Below are 16,268 nucleotides of genomic sequence, written 5' to 3' on the forward strand. Positions count from 1 at the left end.
ATTATCTCCATAGCCGCCTATAAGGGCGGTCTGTATAATGTAAATGAGAATAATTATTAATATCAGAGAGGGAAGATGAACAACATGAAGAAGCGGCACCTGCTGCTCTTACTGGCAGTAATGATGATGATAGCGGTATTGTCCGCGTGCGGGTCGAACGACAATGGACAAGAGAATGCAGGGTCCGAGGCGACCAATACGGCAGAAGCAACCGCCACGGCTACAGCTACGGCAACGCCGGAACCAGAGAAGGCCAGCGAACCTAGAAAGTTGACGGACGAGCTTGGTCACGAGTTGGAAATTCCGGCAAAGCCGGAGCGTATTATCGCTACGGGATTAGAGGATTTTCTCGCAGCGCTTGACGTTGTGCCTCAAGTCAAATATCCGTACGACTATCTCGACGAATGGATGGGCAATGCTCCAGAGATCGCGTTCTCGCCGGGTCTGACGCCGGAAGTAGCCCTTAGCTATGATCCCGAGCTGATCATCATCGGTTATGATGCTGGAGCGGCGCAATATGACGCGTTCAAGAACGTGGCACCTACGTATTCCTTTGCCAATGCGTGGGCTGGAAGCTGGCGTGACGTACTTGTGCAGATCGGCGATATCGTCGGCCGCAAGGACGTTGCCGAGCAGAAGCTGGCAGAATATGATGCGAAGGTCGCAGAGGCGAGAGCCAAGATAGAAGAAGTAGCGGGAGCGGATCCCAAGCTGGCTCTGATCTATGTCGGCAAGACGCTTTGGACGCTGAGCGAGGATCGCAAGGACAATCTGTACGGGGATACGGGGCTTGGACTTGCTAAGCCTGCATTGGTAGAGAAACACGGCTCCGCCGAGATTTCGTTGGAGCTTATTCCGGAGCTGGCTGATGCGGACTACATTATCATCGAACCGGATACGGGTAACGTAGAGATCGATGCCATGGCGAAAGTCGAAGAGCTGAAGCAGAATCCGCTCTTCGCCGATCTGCCGGCTGTTAAAGCGGGCAACGTGCACATCGGCATGCCGGCCATCTGGCGGGGCAATGGACCGATCAGCAACTCGCTGGTTGTGGACGAAGTGCTGAAGACGATCGTGAAGGAATAGCTGGATGAGAAGAAGCGTGCCAAGGCGGCACGCTTCTTTTCGTTTGAGGTGCGTTGCTTTCCCGCTTTCTACCGGGGGATGTACTACAAGTCACATACTACATCCGCCCGACTACAAGCAGGGTTAAGCGATCAGCGTCCAAACGCCAGCTTGGCCGGGCTTGTCACCTTTGGTCCACCACTTCGCCTTGTACGTATGTCCTTCGTAGACGACGATATCGCCACCGTTATAGGCTTTCGTGCCGTTCCATGATTGCGCGGCCGAACCGGAGACTGGCTTCCAAACGTCTGAGCTGTCCGGTCGTTCGTTCTGCGTCCACCAGCTTGCTTTGTACTCGATGCCGTTGTAGCTGACGATATCGCCGGCCACATACACTTTCGTCCCGTCCCACGCGGTCGTCGGATTCGTTGGAGGCGCGACCGGTGCAGCCTTCGTCGTAAGGGCCAGCGCAGCGCTTGCCGCCGAGCGGTTGTTCGCCGCATCAAGGGCGACGACGGTATAGGAATAAGACGTCGAGGCCGATAACCCGCTTTCCGAATAGGCCGTCGAGGTCGTCGTCCCGATAAGTTTGCCGTCGCGATAAACCTCGTACTTCGTCACGCCGATATTATCCGAAGCGGCCGTCCATGAGAGCGCGGCGGTCTTATCCGTTACGTTGCCGGCTCGAAGGCCGGCAGGTCTCGTCGGAGCGGAAGTATCCGGCGCCGGCGTCAAGACCGGTAGCGTGTTGGCCGATACCGGAAGGCTGGCCGCGGAACGTCTGCCGCTCTGATCGATCGCAGCCACCGCATACGAATAGGTCGTATTCGCCGGTAGTCCATTATCCGTGTACGATAAGCCCTTCGAAGTTCCGATCACTTTGCCGTCACGGATTACTTCGTAATGGTTAATGCCGTCGGCAGATGTGGAAGCTGACCAAGACATCGTAATGCTGCTGTCCGTATGTCCGGAGCACCATACGTCGTCGGGAACACTTGGCGGCTCCGTCGCCACGGGTGGAGGGGTAGTCCCGCCTTGCGACAGGTTGACGTCCACCGCCTGATAGAAGGCGTTCACGGTATCGCCGATTTCCCACACGCCTAGAATAATATGATAGCCAGTCCGGTCCGTCGGCACGTTGCAGGTATGAGAGACGGATTTGCTCGGCTGCTTATTGCCCCCGTCGATCGTGCAGAAGGGCTTCGATTCTAGCTGATCGCGGGTCAGAGGTTTACTCGGGTCCCAGCCGATCTTCGTGATGTAGTAATCCCATTTCTCCGTTATGTGATTCGCCGTGAGCGTCCAAGTAAACGTATTGGAGCCGCCCTTCAAATCGACCTTCTTCCAACGATTGGCGGACTGTTGATCCAATTCCGCATAATGGCCGGCTCCCGCAAGCTTGCCGTCGGCAGGCCCCGAAGCGGGGAAGCCACCGATTCCTTCTACGCTCTGAGGTTCGTATTGAATGGCTCCGCAATTTTGGTTCTCCGCTTGACTGCAGAGCAGCGAGCGGCTGGCTGGAGATGTCATGTAGCCGTGGGCGGATGCCTTGTCCGCTATGGCTAGCGCGCAAATCAGGCCGAACACGATCAAACAAAACGTCATCGCGAGTTTGCCTCGCAAGGTTTGGTGCGTCATCGTCATGTCGATTCTCCTCGTTTTTTGTAATTGGTAACCTTTACCGATCATAATCATTCCATTTCATGGATGCCAGATGCAAAAGAACTGGTGATTATGTTTCTCTAACTCTGTTTGTTTGTAAAAATTAAGGATATATATGAGGGGTAAAATGTGACAATGATACTAAAATATCTTTTTTTTCGCTACATAAGTAACCTAATATAGAAAAATGTGTTAATAAAAACGTTACTCCAAAATAGTTATAAAATAGTTCTAATTAATCTAATGACCGTATTCTATAGAGCAGGCATGCCTAATTTTGAAGGTTAGAGCCGCTTAGTTTGGGAATTGCCGTTCGGATATTATGATCATGGACGCCTGTAAAAATATTTCGATCGTCATTTGCATTCTTTGCAAAAATATCGATTCCCTGATGGAAGAGGTTCTATTGTACTAATCGACGTCGGGAGAAATGAACTAATTAACGGATGTGTCGAGGGCAATCATTTTTAATAGTGGAAATGGATATGCTTCATTGTCCGCTGCGTTCGATGTTAAGGAAATGGACTTTCGGCAATGAGCTTGTTTCCGTTATAATAAGACGCATGAACGTTAGGGAAGGCGGAATGGAACATGAAAAATATCGTATCGACCAAATGGGTGCTGGCCCGCGTGTACGAAGCGGACGTCGTCATCGTGGATTGCAGATTCGTAATGGGAAAGCCCGACGCGGGCCGCGAGCAGTACGAAGCGTCGCATATCCCGGGGGCCGTATATTTGGATTTGGAAAAGGACTTGTCCGCGCCGGTCGAAGAGAGCGGTCATGGCGGCCGGCATCCGTTGCCGGACATCTTCGATCTTACGGTCGCGTTGAGCCGCGTGGGCATCAGCAACGAATCGCGCGTTGTCGCTTACGACGATCAAGGCGGGGCGATGGCCTCCCGTCTGTGGTGGCTGCTCAAGTATCTTGGTCACGACCAAGTGTATGTCATGGACGAAGGCTTCACGGCATGGGCGAACGCGGGCTTCCCGGTGTCATCCGACCAAAAGGTGCTGATTCCGTCGAAATATTTGGCGGAGGTCCAGCATACGATGCTGGTTGAGATGGACGAAGTGAAGGAGCTGCTCGGCGACGAACGCGTCACACTGATCGACTCGCGCGAAGCGCCTCGCTATCGCGGCGAGGTCGAGCCGCTCGACAAGGCGGCAGGCCATATTTCAGGCGCGATTAACCGCTTCTGGAAGGACGGCCTCGGAGAGTCCGGCGCCTGGAAGGGCGCGGCGGGACAAGAGGCGCGTTTCGCCGACTTGGATCGCGACCGCGAGCTGATCGTCTACTGCGGCTCAGGCGTAACGGCGACGCCGAACGTGATCGCCCTGCAGGAAGCGGGCTTTACCAAGGTGCGTCTGTATGCGGGGAGCTGGAGCGATTGGATTTCGTATAGCGAGAATCCGATCGCTGTTGGGGACGAGGAAGAACAAAGAGACGCATAATAGTGGTTTGTTGATGAATACATCGCCATGTAGGCTCCGTGCCTTAGGCGATGTATTTTTTATGCTCGAAGTCAACACGGAATCAACGCTTGATCTCTGAACACATTTTCATAAAGCTTCGGACCGAGCGTCTGTTTGCATCCGTCTTACAGCCCCCTCGCTCGTACGTCCTCGCCGCTGTACACACAAAGAAGGCCGGTACGCCCTCTCTTCTGGAGAGGGCGTACCGGCCAACCAGTTGTAAATCAACAAGGAAATCATGACCATTTGTTATTCAACTTAAGGTCAACGTTGATTATGATTGATTTAATTGAAAATATCGTACATGCTTTTTCTGTTAGGATCATTAAAAAGGTTAAATTCTATAGAGTCCCAGACACAAGTGATTTTATTATGCTCTGACATTAGAATCATTTGAGGGGAATAATTAAACTCCATATCAATTTCAACAGTCAGTGCATTGTAGTCCAGATCATAGTACTGTCGATAACTTTGGTGACTATCAAGAGGGAAATTATCAATAAACTTTTCATTATAATGCGGTTTAAAGAAGTTTATAATGGCAGCCTCTGTGATGTTGATTACTTGTTCGTAAATTGGGGGATTCTGCAGGACATTTTGTAAATGCGCCTCACTTTCCTGTTCACTTTTTTCAAATTCTTCTGATATCCCATCCATAAACGTATTTAGAATAGGTTCCATTTCCAGTAATAATATGTAGATCCTTTTATCTTGATGGTTGCTATAATAATCAGTTAAAATTTTTTGCAATGTAGAGTGTGATGATAAACGATCTTGTGCTAAGCGATTCCCATTTTTACCGTAAGCCTTACCGACGTACAGTACTTCCATCTCTTGAGGTATCCCATGTTTTTGGAGATAATTATTCAGTATGAATTGGGCATCAAAAGGGTGGCTAAGAAAATCTTTCATTTCTTCTTTTGACACGCCGATAAAATCTTTATGTTTTTCATAGTATTCGTCCAATAAATCCGATGGAATGGAAAAGTCAATCTTATCATAAGGGTATTTGTGATTATAACTAATCAATGTATGATCAATCCCATTGAGTAGTACGAACTTTTCAGATTTATAGTATACTTCCTTATTATCGATAATCTGTTTTATTCTGCATTCAATTCCGTCAGCATCGATTTGCAGGCTCTGAACATCAAAGAAGGTCCGTGTTGTACTTAAAATGCAATATAAATGATACCGTGCATCGTTTGATACCTTATCTAGATGCTCAACAGGAATGATAGTTTTGTAAGAGGTATAAACGTTCAAACCAAATTCTGTTGAATATTTGCGTATTTTGTTGATGATAATCCCCTCCGTGGATAATTGCTTTGGGCTCGGTATGGATATTTTAAAACTTAATCTCAAAGCAAGGAATATTCGCTAAACAGGTTGACGAATAACGTATTCAGTGGCTATTTATCTTCTTTAATACGCGCATGCCTACAATTATCACAAATGATTAGATGATCCTTTGTCTCGTCATTTTCAGCTATAGTCAACTGCTTACTGCCACAGTTATTACAACGAATTCCAGAAAAGATATCGTCATGTTTGTTCAGTAAGTCTTCAAATACAGAAACCGCAGCCGTTGTCATAGTTAAACAGATGGAGGCGTCATAAACGGTTTTTGAAGAAGAATGGGTAAGAGAATTTGATAAGTCCCAGGCCCCGTTTAATACGTTTCTTAAATGCTTACGTAGATCAGAATTCTCAGAACCAGTAAGATACTTCTCGATTACCAAAGATCCTCTGTTTTTCACATCTGACTTTTTGAAGTCATCTTGTCCTTCAAAATCATCCAATGTAAACAAATGATTAATAAGCTCAATAAGTGTCTCCCTACATGTTACACCTATAGCTTGTATCTCTTCAATTTCCACTGCTTCCTGAAGCTTTTGAGAAGCTATAACCAGTTTTCGTTTTATATTAATAGAAATTTCAGTCCCGCTTGCGATGTTGTGGATAGTGTTCTCAGGTTTATTCGCTTCATCGTTCATCATGCGGAGCATAATACCTAGATGAAAAGAAAATACTTCATCAGTTACGAAATAATATGCATGGTCTTGAGGATATAGGTTCATTGGAAGATCGCCTTGGGCAACCCACCATGCCCCATCATTATCGGTCTTTACATTCCATATGGTGACTTCAAAACCCAACTCATTGTATGTTTGTTCTGGCTTCGAATGTATGACCTTTGCTTTACCTCTACACTGCCATTCCACATAATCTTCTACTTGTTTTTTTATCTCAGGCGATGACATTCATATCCTCCTAAATTTATTGCTTTCTTGATTATAAGTACTAGACACATGGAATCCCATAATGCCCATGTTTTCTACATTTTTCTATTACTATAGCATGGCTTTTTTCGATTGAATATAGAATAATACAAAGAGACGGAACCACAATATAATTGGTTCCGGCTCTTGTCTGTACACGATATTAATATGTTTAAGTATTCAACACGGGTAGTTTCTTCTCCTCAAGTAGACTATTAAGTTCAACGGCTGCTCTATAGTCCACGCCATACGTATGCGAGTAGCGATCCAAAGTGATGCCAACGGAGGAGTGACCAAGCCTCTCGCTCACAATTTTAGGGTTAATACCCTTTAATATCAATAAGCTGGCGTGGGTATGACGGAGATCATAGTAGCGAATGTGAGGCAATCCAGATTTACGCAGCATGTCTAGCCAACGAGATTCAAAGTAGTAGGGGTTTACAGGGCATCCGAACTTGGTTTGCGTGACCTGAGACAGCCGTGGGCTTCCGTTGTATTTAGCGCAATTTTATAACAGTGTTTCCTTAACAGGGTTATGAGAAGTCTACTCTGTACGTTTATATAGCTCGGACAACATAATGAATCCCCTCACAGTTTAGTGAGGGGATTCATTATGTTATTTGGCAGGTCTTAAGTACTAAAAAACAATAGTGCCAAGTAGGAAATTCTGGTATATTAGGTATTGGCAAGCTCTTCATACTCCATATTCACAAATGGTAATTCTTCCTCTGTGAATGAATAGATTTTTAAAAGATCATTTTTTGACGAGCGAGCAAGTTCTAGAGCCATCTCGCCATCACTGGCTTTAAATGTCCCGAATTCTTTCCAAGTATCATCATGCTCAATAAATACTTTGAATAGTCTCATGGCGTTTTCACCGTCCTTTATAATCATTTTCTATTGTACTTCAATTCATAAAATTTATTCTCAGCGCATGTTGCTAAAGAAAGGGGAAAACTCAAATATATGTTGAAGGTGGAGCGACTTCGAATTCACTCAGCAATGATACACCGTCTTGATAATCAAAAAGAACTCAACTCAGGATTAGATCTTTCCGATATTTCATTAAATATGGACGAAGAATTAAGAAATGTTCTTGAGACCCACACAAAAAGTGGTTTTGAGGACGGAAGAATTCGTTACGCTAATTTTTCTGATTCAGATATAAATCAAGTACTAACGGAGAGCTACAAAATTCTTGATGATACACAACATCAATTTGTCTCCGGGTCGAAGAACTTAGCGAGATTACTCTTCAATGCAATGAGTAATAAAACAATATCAGCGGCTGATGTTGCAATTTGCCTGGCTAACTGCAATGGTACTGAGTACATTTGTTTACTTAAGTTAGATTATAAGGATAACTACATCTCTGAGGCGACTGATACCCCTAATGGAAGATACATCGGTATAAAAAAGTTAGGCAGTGGTTGGCCTCAGCTAGGCTCAAAATTGCAAAAAGCTGCTTTTATTAAACGAACTAGCGATGAGTACCAATTAATAATTTTAGATAGACAGAAAAGCAAATCAGATGAAGCAGACATTTCTCAATTCTTTCAAAAGAAGTTCCTTAATGTCGAACTGATTGATGATTCCAAAACTAACACCACTGGCTTTATTAAAGGTGTTAGAGCGTTTGTTGAAACGGCAGCAATAACTCCTGAGAAAAAACAATCTATATACGATAATGCAGTCAATTTAGTCGTTAATACTGAAAACATAAACATTACCCAATTTGTTGAATCACAATTTAGCGAAGATCTACCTGAAGCTGAAAGAAAACTGTATATGGATTCTTTAATTGCAGAGTTTGAAAGAAATGGTGTGAGACGTGCTGAGTTTGTTAAATCCCAAGATATTGCCCAGATTTACGCAAGAAGAAGACAGATATCTCTTGAAGGGGCTAAGCTTGAGATTGACCCGGCTGTTTACAATGATTCTGACAAATTTGTATTAACAAGACGGAGAAATGCCTCAGGAGAAGAAGTGGCCGATATTACCATAAAGGGACTGAAAATAAAAAAAATGGACTGATTCTTATGGAATGGCTTCAAATAATCAAATCAAAAGGATTCATTCATTATGATGAAACCTTCAATAATGTGGTTTATTCCAACCAACTCCACAATGAGTTGGTTGAATCCGATATTACTGAAATTTCTCTAGCATTAAATTGCGGTTTCTCTCTCCATATTTCTGATCAGCCTATTTTGTCAATGCCATCAGAGAAATCATTTCTATCTGGAACACTTGATTTATGTAATGAATTTGTTGAAGTGAAAATTGAAATTAAAAAAACGAATTTGATTCCGTTTCAAATTTTTGACCAATACAATGTACTTATTTTTTCCAAAGCTAATTTACTAACACAAGCTATTATAACTATGAATTTTGCCCTTTTGGAACAAACGATATTTAATAAGTCTACGCAACCTACTTACATTATAATTTATGATCAAGATGGATTTACAGAAATAGTGAAAAACGATTTTATAGCAATAGGTGATATGAGAACTCTTGAATTTCCGTTTGAGGATTCTGAAAATAAGTTCAAAACCAATAAAAAGATAATTAAAGAACGCAACGAAAACATTCGGTGGAATCGTGAATTGAGTTTGCAATCACCGCCAAATTCATATTTTTTCAATGATGGTCCTCAAAACGAAATTAGCAACTTATTGAATATAAAGGCTATCACATTGTGTGTTGCTTTCACAGCTCTAAATACTGAGTTTTTGGATGAGAAACAAATTTATCAATCAACATTTTCTGGACTAAAACAAACTAAATTCAACTTACTTGCACCGGGGGCGACAAAGAAAGAGCAAATGGAAAAAATGTATTCTCTATACGAATGGGTGTATAGCGAGAAAACGGCAGATAAGATTGGATTAACTCAAAATATAATCAATCTTCATATTAAGGAAGAAAATAATTCTGACCTAGAACCGCTGTTAAGCAATATATCAGAAATTCATGAAATGATAATGGAGAATTATCGGGTTTATATACAAAAGAGTGTGAAATCCTATCTAGACGAGAGAAAGCAGGTTGAAGATTTCATCAGGGCAACTTCAAATGAAATTAGTAAGCAAATAACTGGACTAACGGATATTGTAACAAAAAACCTATTCGGATTGCTCGCAACTGCAATCACTGCCGTTATTGGCTTTAACAAACCAGATAACCAAGCATTTATCCCTTGGATTCTATATGCTTACAGCTTCTTTTCGATAGCTCTTACTATTTACTACAGTTCACTTGCTAATGCTAATAAGAAGGCAATTATAGAAGTGTATAACAATCGAGTTGTAGACTATAAAAAAATTTTCCTTGAAGATCGTATCGATAAAATAACAGGAAAAAGTATTGAGAAACAAACCAGCATTTTCAGGAAATACCTTCACTGGACTGTCTGGCCGAGCATTGGAATTAGCTTAGCTACAATTATTCTTGGCTTAAATCTACATGGTGTGCTTGGCAGTTTGTATTCACTAATCAAACCTTATATCAACAAGTTAATAGAAATTTTCACATAAGAGAAGCTTCTCAATTTATGAGCAGCTTCTCTTATGCAGTTTTACTCAAAAAAATCATTAATGGAGAAACCTACATTTCTGAATATGGTGTCCACATACGATACAGGTATACTGTTTTTTTATTGTCTCCTTTCACAAAAAAATAAGCACCATTCAAACGAGCATAGTGATCATGCTCGTTTGAACGGTGCTTCCGTAAACAAATATTTGCTTAGTATTATATTAGAACTGACATTCATTATTGTCAAGATTTAAGTCAAGCCTCAATTAAAGTTAGTTCCACTTTGAATAGCGAAGACTTTAAGGTTTCATTACGCATCACGGAATAGTTAGCACTCCTGTTACATTTCATTTTTTGTAAGCATTTGCTCTTGGGTTCTGTACAGCCAGGAATATGAAGATATCCAAATAGATTTGCTGGATGCGAAGGAGATATGATTGAGCTTGCGGAAAAGGCGGTGTTTGTCAAGATAGTTGTCGCTATTTCTCAAAAAACAGTATGCTGTCAAGATAGCGATTTTTGCGCAGCCTGAATAAGCGTCGCTTTTTCAGGATTGAGCCAGACTTCATCTTCCAAGCTCCAGTCACGCACTTCGCCAGACCAACGACTCGGCTTCTTGGCTTTTGCGGCTTCGTATACTTCTTTGCGTTTTTTAAACACATCGTCTGCCAGTCCTTTATGTCGCTGGCTCGGGGTGATGAAATTCAGTCCGCTATGACGATGCTCATCGTTGTACCAGCTAGCAAACTGTCTGACCCAGACACGGGTCTCTGTTAGGTCACTGAAGCCCTTCGTAGGATAATCAGGGCGGTACTTGCAGGTGCGGAAAATCGATTCTGCATAAGGGTTGTCGTTACTAACGCGCGGTCGGCTACGGGAAGGCGTGATACCTAAACTGTATAGCGTCTCGAGTAACGTGGCTCCCTTCATTGGGCTTCCGTTATCCGAGTGAAGCACGAGTGGCTGTTGTCGGATTACGCATTGCTCACGAATGACCGTGCGACGAATCAGTTGACTGGCATGCTCCGCAGACTCTTCTTCCCAAATCTCCCATCCTACAATTTTACGGCTGTATAAATCTAGTATGAGATAAAGGTAGAAGAACAACCCCTTCACAGGTCCTGGCAACCACGTAATATCCCACATCCATACCTCATTCGGTCCAGATGCAGCATGGCTTGTAATCGGTTTAGGAGATCGCTTCTTGCTGCGCCCGCGATGGTGTTGTTGGTTATGCTTGTGCATGATTCGATAAAAGCTAGATTCAGAGGCGATGTATGTCCCTTCGTCGGCCAGCGCAGGCACAATTTGGCTTGGCGGCAGGCTCCTGTACTGGGGTTGCTGAAGAACGTCCAGTACCTGATGTTCTTCCGCTTCGCTTAACTTGTTCGAGGGAATTGGTCGTTTGGCTTGAGGACGTCCGTCTACGGTTCCGCCTTCCTTGCGCCAGCGTTGCAACGTCCGCTGAGTCAGTCCGAGCTCTAGACAAGCAGCTGCTTCTCTTGCACCAGCACCGACGGCTTCCCCAATCAGTGTAAGAGCTTGCTCGCGATCTGAGGCACGGATCATTCGTCCTCGTTGTCCCCCCAAATCGCTTGGGCCTTTTTTCGCAACACCAATAAGGCGGCTGTCTCGGCGAGTGCTGCCTCTTTGCGCTTCAGCTCACGGCTTAACGCTTTGTTCTCTTGTTCTTTCGCACGTAGTTCCTTCTGCAACTGGTTGGAGTGAGCAGTAACTCCTCCGTTAGCTTGCATACACGCATCGCGCCATGCTTCTACTTGTTCTACGAATAACCCTTTGGCACGACAGTATTCGGCCATCTCAATCTCACTTAATGCTGCTGTTTCCACCACGATGGTGAACTTATCCATCGTGCTCCATCGCTCTGTAGATGCACCTGCTGGCATAATTGTTCCCTGGGCTTTCGCCGCGTTCCTCCACTTGTACAACGTGGTTTCAGATATACCCGTCTCTCTGACTAACTTACTAACAGATTCATTATTGGGTGGCAACATCCGTTGTAAGATACTCTGCTTTAATTCCTGACTTTTCTGGTTCACTCTCATCCACCTCGTTCTCGTTATTCCCACTATACTTTGAGATAGGGGTTACGACAACTATTCTGACAGAGGGGGTGATTAATCAACATCAAATCAACAGTTTAGAAAATGAGGAGCAGCATTTTCTTCACTTCACCACTTACAAATTATGCTATAATTAGACATGCACGTGGAACGGCTTGCAAGGGTGGTCGGCTACCTCTCGTTGAAGGGAGGGATGCCCATGGAGGTTAAAGATGCTTTGACGTTGATGATCGGTTTTGGAGCGTTAATTGTAGCGCTGCTGACGTTGGTTGTTGCCATCATAGCAATATTTAATCAACAAAAATAGACCGCCCACTGCAAGGTTACGGTCTACTCTCGACTAGTTAACTGAAGCCGACCGCCTTTGAAGCGGTCTACTGTGCCGTCGGAGTCGTGTTGGTCGCACGGCTCCTTCTTTAGTTTTATTATAACGGCGTGGATATATACATGCAATACGATGATCGTTTATACGCATATTCGATAAGTGTGGCGCAATAGAAATCACTTACATGTTGCCACTGACTTAGGAACGGAGGATATGATGCACCAGTTCCCTTTGGCCTGACAAATTTGACGAAGATTATTAACATTTATGAACGAAAATATATCATTTGATTCTATAATCGATTTACCAAAAGTATCTCTGGTATTGAACTCAAATCAAAAATCACAACGTATTTGAGTCATCAAAACCTTTCATTTCAAGTGCCTGTATTGATCCGGACAAGCAGTGGGGATAATTATGTAAGATTTTCAGATGGAACATTAGGTGCTATGGTATCTTTTCTTAAAGGTCACGCTCCAGAATTAACTGAGGTGCACCATGCTGAGGAGTTCGGACGGATTGTCGGGGAAGTTTCATGTGCACTTGGGAAGTATACAGAAGCAGAAGGATCACTTACACACTACAGGGTCCCATTTTTAAATGTATTCGGTATCCATCCACTTGCAGCTATTACAGCTAGAGCGATTGGATTTCGTATGGCGAGAATCCTATCGCTACCGGAGATGAAGAATAGCCTTACAAGGCATAATAGGATGTACATTAGGAATACATCGCCATGGCGCTTGCGCGCCCTGACGATGTATTTTTTATGTCACGGATTCAATGATTAGAACCTTCTAGACAATTAATCAACATGGAATCAACAGTTTAACAAGAAATATCGCGTAATCCCGCATTCGACCATGGGGCTCTGTCCCTTTTCCTCTCACCGACCTTTGATCGATTTGTGCATGATGATGAAAGCGGGCAATTGAGTTTTTACAATAAGAATATAGGAAATATGAAATTGATTTAGTTTTTCAAATCAGCTAATACCATCTCAAGAATATATTTCGTTTCAGCCTTGAGGTCTCTGTTCATATTCTCTTGAATGTAAGGTACTGCCATTTGGCCGAGCACTACTAATGGCTCATAAGCTTCATAATCAGTTTTCCAGAAACTACGTATATTGTCCTTACCAAATTCTCCTTCTTCAATAACGTTGATCCAATGCTGAACTTGTTCGTGAAGGGCCTTCTGCTTGACTGCTGCAACGACAGACATATAAACCATGTCTTTATCTTTCATTTGCGGGATAGCGCGATACATTTGATCCTCACTTACACATCTCCGAATCAATTGGCTATCGGTCAGTAAGTTACCACCGACGCCATCAGCCGCGGAGACATATGCAATAAAGTCACTTGTCTGATCCAATTGTTTCAAATCGTCTTGCAAGCGATGAATAACATCGATGGCAATCAGGAAAAGCTGGGAGTCGACGATTGTTTTCTCGAAAATATAATTTTGATCGATATCCAGATACTCTGGTTCCTCCTGACTGATGCGACTGAAAATATTCAGCCACTTTTCAAGACGCTCCGGCATTTCTTCATACATAAAGTGGTAGTCGCCCTCACCGTACTTATATTGATTATAGAGCTGCTCGCGGCTCTGGTTATAATGTTCATAACCCGTTTCTAGATATTTATTTTGGTAGCTGGCATAGTTTTCATCCACACTTTGGTTTAACGAGGCCATATTGTTGATGTAAATCACATAGCTGCCGTAATAGGTGTCTGTATAAATGGAAAAGGTGTAGACATCCTTGTTGTTGCCTTCCAGGATATAATCTTCTATAGCAGATCTGCAAAAGTCGTACAGGGCGTCCTCTATGTCTTTGGAGCTGATAAATACTCCATTTTCGGGTCTGTGTGTACTTACTTCTAAAATTTCCTTTTCGGGAGTACAGATCAGATAGATCCCATTTCCCTCCAACTCACGTTTCTCACTGATTAACTTGCCAATATGCACATCATAAGAGCTCAATTCTGTATCCTCCTATATTCTATTTAACATGCTAAAATATTCCTTGTCTTTAATAGAATCTCCTTCTTTTAAGTGGTTCTCACTCGACGAAGGGGGGGGGATATCCCTGAAGGTTAAAGATGCCTTGACGTTGATGATCGGTTTTGAGGCGCTAATTGTGGCGCTGCTGACGCTGGTTGTCGCCATACTCGCAGCGATTAACCAAAAGAAATAGACCACCCCCCTGCAAGGTAGCGGTCTATTTCTGATCGTTTCACCGAAGCCGACCGCCTTTGAAGCGGTCTACTGTGCTGCCGGGAGTCGTGTTAGCACACGACTCCTTCTTCAGTTTTATTATAGCTTCAGAGTTTTATGCATACAATAGAAGGTTCTTAGAGGTGCTGTCCAAGCCTCTGCCGAATCGCCTGCTCGATCGAATCCATCGGATCGCTGCCTGGCTTCGGAATGTAGTAGAGAGGCTCGTTTGATTTGGTATACAGTCCGCTTGCAACGGCAAGCTCGGCGCTGATGGCCCCTTTGTCTTCAACGAGCGTACTTAGCAGTGTGCTGGAGCTGCCAGACAGCTTCGTCTGTAATGCTGCATATACGACTTCGACCATATCACCACGCAAGAAAGGCTGCGCATTCGCTAGGCGCGCTGCTGAATCTGCGGTGAGCAGCCCATTATTCCACGAAAGCTCCTCTACATTGGAAGGGGCAGCATGGGGATAACCTAACAACCGATTAATCAGGGTTAGAAACTCTTTTCCTGTCATTATTCTATCTGGTGCAAATTCGCCATTCCCGATGCCCTTCACATAACCTTTGCTGACGGCGTAAGCGATCTCGTTCGCAGCCCAGTTCGTGCTGTTCACATCGGTGAAGGTAGGTTTCAGATTTGCTTTGGCGGCCTCATCAGCTTCACCGGAGAGGCGAAGGAGCATGACCACTCCTTGCGAGCGAATAAAAGAATCTCCCAGCTGATAGCCGTTATTTGTTCCTGTGAATAGGCCAAGTTGCTTTAGTATATCCGCTTTTAACGTATTGCTGGAATACGTGGAGGCAGTGGCAGACAGAATGGATACTTCTTTGGCGGACTTATCCACTTGTGGTTGCTTCGGTTGTTCATTCGTACTTTCTGGCATTGCCGAGTCTGGATTCGTTTCTTCCGGATTAGTCACACCTGGCTGCATTTCTTCTGCAATCGGATTCTCGTCTGTCGGCGCCTCCAGCTTAGTTTCAACCTCTACTCCGTTCAATTCTCCAGCATGGAGGAGGGAAGCGGGATCAGAGGTGTACAGGATACCGTAGTTGTTCTGCGGTGATAGATTGTCAGGTGTGAAAAAACCACGAAGTTGATAGCCCGTCAATGCGCCGTTCGGATTGAAGGATTGGACGAGGGTAACCTCCTTCATCCACTGATTTAAATCCTTTACGACCGTATTGCCGTCCAGCTTCTTGCCCGACCAGAATCGAATAGACGTTTGTTTTTTGGTAATATAGGACTCGTCATAAAATTCGTTGTATATCGTGTCGCTTAAGAAGCGCTCTGAGCTGACTTCTCCGGTCATGCTGATGAATTGCTCTTCTATATATTGATCGCCGGTGTACAAATGAACAATACCATACAAGATCTGAATCGGCTTGTCCGGGCCGTCGGCTAGAGATGTTAACCAATGGTCGGCATAAGCGATTTGTGGATAGACAGTGAACTCCGCGGCGTACACAACATCAATTCGATCAAATTCATACTTCAGTTGTCCATCTGCTGCCGACGCCCCACTAAAGGGGATCATGAGCATGACAGCCAGCAACAGTGCAAACATCCAATGACGCGATCTATTAACCATTCCAACACCCATCCTCGTT

General features: G+C 44.2%; 12 protein-coding genes and 2 pseudogenes. 6 read left to right on the forward strand and 8 right to left on the reverse strand.

Features of this window, described 5'->3' with window-relative positions; genetic code table 11:
* The first annotated feature begins 84 nt into the window (after positions 1 to 84).
* A complete protein-coding gene (locus tag ACX1C1_RS10740) occupies positions 85 to 1,086 on the forward strand; it encodes an ABC transporter substrate-binding protein (RefSeq protein WP_458957066.1) in 1,002 nt (333 codons plus the stop codon).
* 123 nt (positions 1,087 to 1,209) lie between these two features.
* Here the strand turns inward: ACX1C1_RS10740 and ACX1C1_RS10745 are convergent, their stop codons facing one another.
* The gene (locus ACX1C1_RS10745) at positions 1,210 to 2,709 is read right to left on the reverse strand and encodes a lytic polysaccharide monooxygenase (RefSeq protein WP_458957067.1); all 1,500 of its coding nucleotides are present in this window, start codon (positions 2,707 to 2,709) and stop codon (positions 1,210 to 1,212) included.
* A gap of 609 nt (positions 2,710 to 3,318) precedes the next feature.
* Between ACX1C1_RS10745 and ACX1C1_RS10750 the strand changes: the two genes are divergently transcribed.
* On the forward strand, positions 3,319 to 4,179 hold the full coding sequence (locus tag ACX1C1_RS10750) for a sulfurtransferase (protein ID WP_458957068.1): 861 nt from the start codon (positions 3,319 to 3,321) through the stop codon (positions 4,177 to 4,179).
* 306 nt (positions 4,180 to 4,485) lie between these two features.
* Here the strand turns inward: ACX1C1_RS10750 and ACX1C1_RS10755 are convergent, their stop codons facing one another.
* The 4 genes and pseudogenes from ACX1C1_RS10755 to ACX1C1_RS10770 all read right to left on the reverse strand — a co-directional run bounded on the left by ACX1C1_RS10755 (position 4,486) and on the right by ACX1C1_RS10770 (position 7,349).
* Entirely contained in the window at positions 4,486 to 5,466 is a 981-nt protein-coding gene (locus tag ACX1C1_RS10755; RefSeq protein ID WP_458957069.1) for a hypothetical protein, read from the reverse strand.
* A gap of 146 nt (positions 5,467 to 5,612) precedes the next feature.
* The gene (locus ACX1C1_RS10760; protein ID WP_458957070.1) at positions 5,613 to 6,464 is read right to left on the reverse strand and encodes a hypothetical protein; all 852 of its coding nucleotides are present in this window, start codon (positions 6,462 to 6,464) and stop codon (positions 5,613 to 5,615) included.
* 267 nt (positions 6,465 to 6,731) lie between these two features.
* Positions 6,732 to 6,876, reverse strand: a pseudogene (locus ACX1C1_RS10765) (tyrosine-type recombinase/integrase); the annotation flags it as partial.
* A 281-nt stretch (positions 6,877 to 7,157) separates the two neighbouring features.
* Positions 7,158 to 7,349, reverse strand: coding sequence for a hypothetical protein (locus tag ACX1C1_RS10770; RefSeq protein ID WP_458957071.1), 192 nt, complete (start codon positions 7,347 to 7,349; stop codon positions 7,158 to 7,160).
* Positions 7,350 to 7,448: 99 nt separating this feature from the next.
* Here ACX1C1_RS10770 and ACX1C1_RS10775 point away from each other — a divergent pair, with 99 nt between their 5' ends.
* Entirely contained in the window at positions 7,449 to 8,516 is a 1,068-nt protein-coding gene (locus ACX1C1_RS10775; RefSeq protein ID WP_458957072.1) for a nucleoid-associated protein, read from the forward strand.
* 5 nt (positions 8,517 to 8,521) lie between these two features.
* The gene (locus ACX1C1_RS10780) at positions 8,522 to 10,021 is read left to right on the forward strand and encodes a hypothetical protein (protein WP_458957073.1); all 1,500 of its coding nucleotides are present in this window, start codon (positions 8,522 to 8,524) and stop codon (positions 10,019 to 10,021) included.
* Positions 10,022 to 10,526: 505 nt separating this feature from the next.
* Here the strand turns inward: ACX1C1_RS10780 and ACX1C1_RS10785 are convergent.
* Positions 10,527 to 12,082 (reverse strand): annotated as a pseudogene (locus tag ACX1C1_RS10785) (IS3 family transposase).
* Between the two features lie 223 nt (positions 12,083 to 12,305).
* On the opposite strand from ACX1C1_RS10785, the gene ACX1C1_RS10790 reads away from it, so the two are divergent.
* Positions 12,306 to 12,413: a putative holin-like toxin gene (locus ACX1C1_RS10790; RefSeq protein ID WP_262679856.1), complete on the forward strand. Its 108-nt coding sequence runs from the start codon at positions 12,306 to 12,308 to the stop codon at positions 12,411 to 12,413.
* A 990-nt stretch (positions 12,414 to 13,403) separates the two neighbouring features.
* Here the strand turns inward: ACX1C1_RS10790 and ACX1C1_RS10795 are convergent.
* On the reverse strand, positions 13,404 to 14,420 hold the full coding sequence (locus tag ACX1C1_RS10795; RefSeq protein WP_458957074.1) for a DUF4303 domain-containing protein: 1,017 nt from the start codon (positions 14,418 to 14,420) through the stop codon (positions 13,404 to 13,406).
* A 124-nt stretch (positions 14,421 to 14,544) separates the two neighbouring features.
* On the opposite strand from ACX1C1_RS10795, the gene ACX1C1_RS10800 reads away from it, so the two are divergent.
* The gene (locus tag ACX1C1_RS10800) at positions 14,545 to 14,634 is read left to right on the forward strand and encodes a putative holin-like toxin (RefSeq protein WP_458957075.1); all 90 of its coding nucleotides are present in this window, start codon (positions 14,545 to 14,547) and stop codon (positions 14,632 to 14,634) included.
* Positions 14,635 to 14,791: 157 nt separating this feature from the next.
* Here the strand turns inward: ACX1C1_RS10800 and ACX1C1_RS10805 are convergent, their stop codons facing one another.
* Positions 14,792 to 16,249, reverse strand: coding sequence for an S-layer homology domain-containing protein (locus ACX1C1_RS10805; RefSeq protein ID WP_458957076.1), 1,458 nt, complete (start codon positions 16,247 to 16,249; stop codon positions 14,792 to 14,794).
* Between the last annotated feature and the right edge of the window lie 19 nt (positions 16,250 to 16,268).

The sequence above is a fragment of the Paenibacillus sp. strain BS8-2 genome (genome assembly GCF_054483835.1).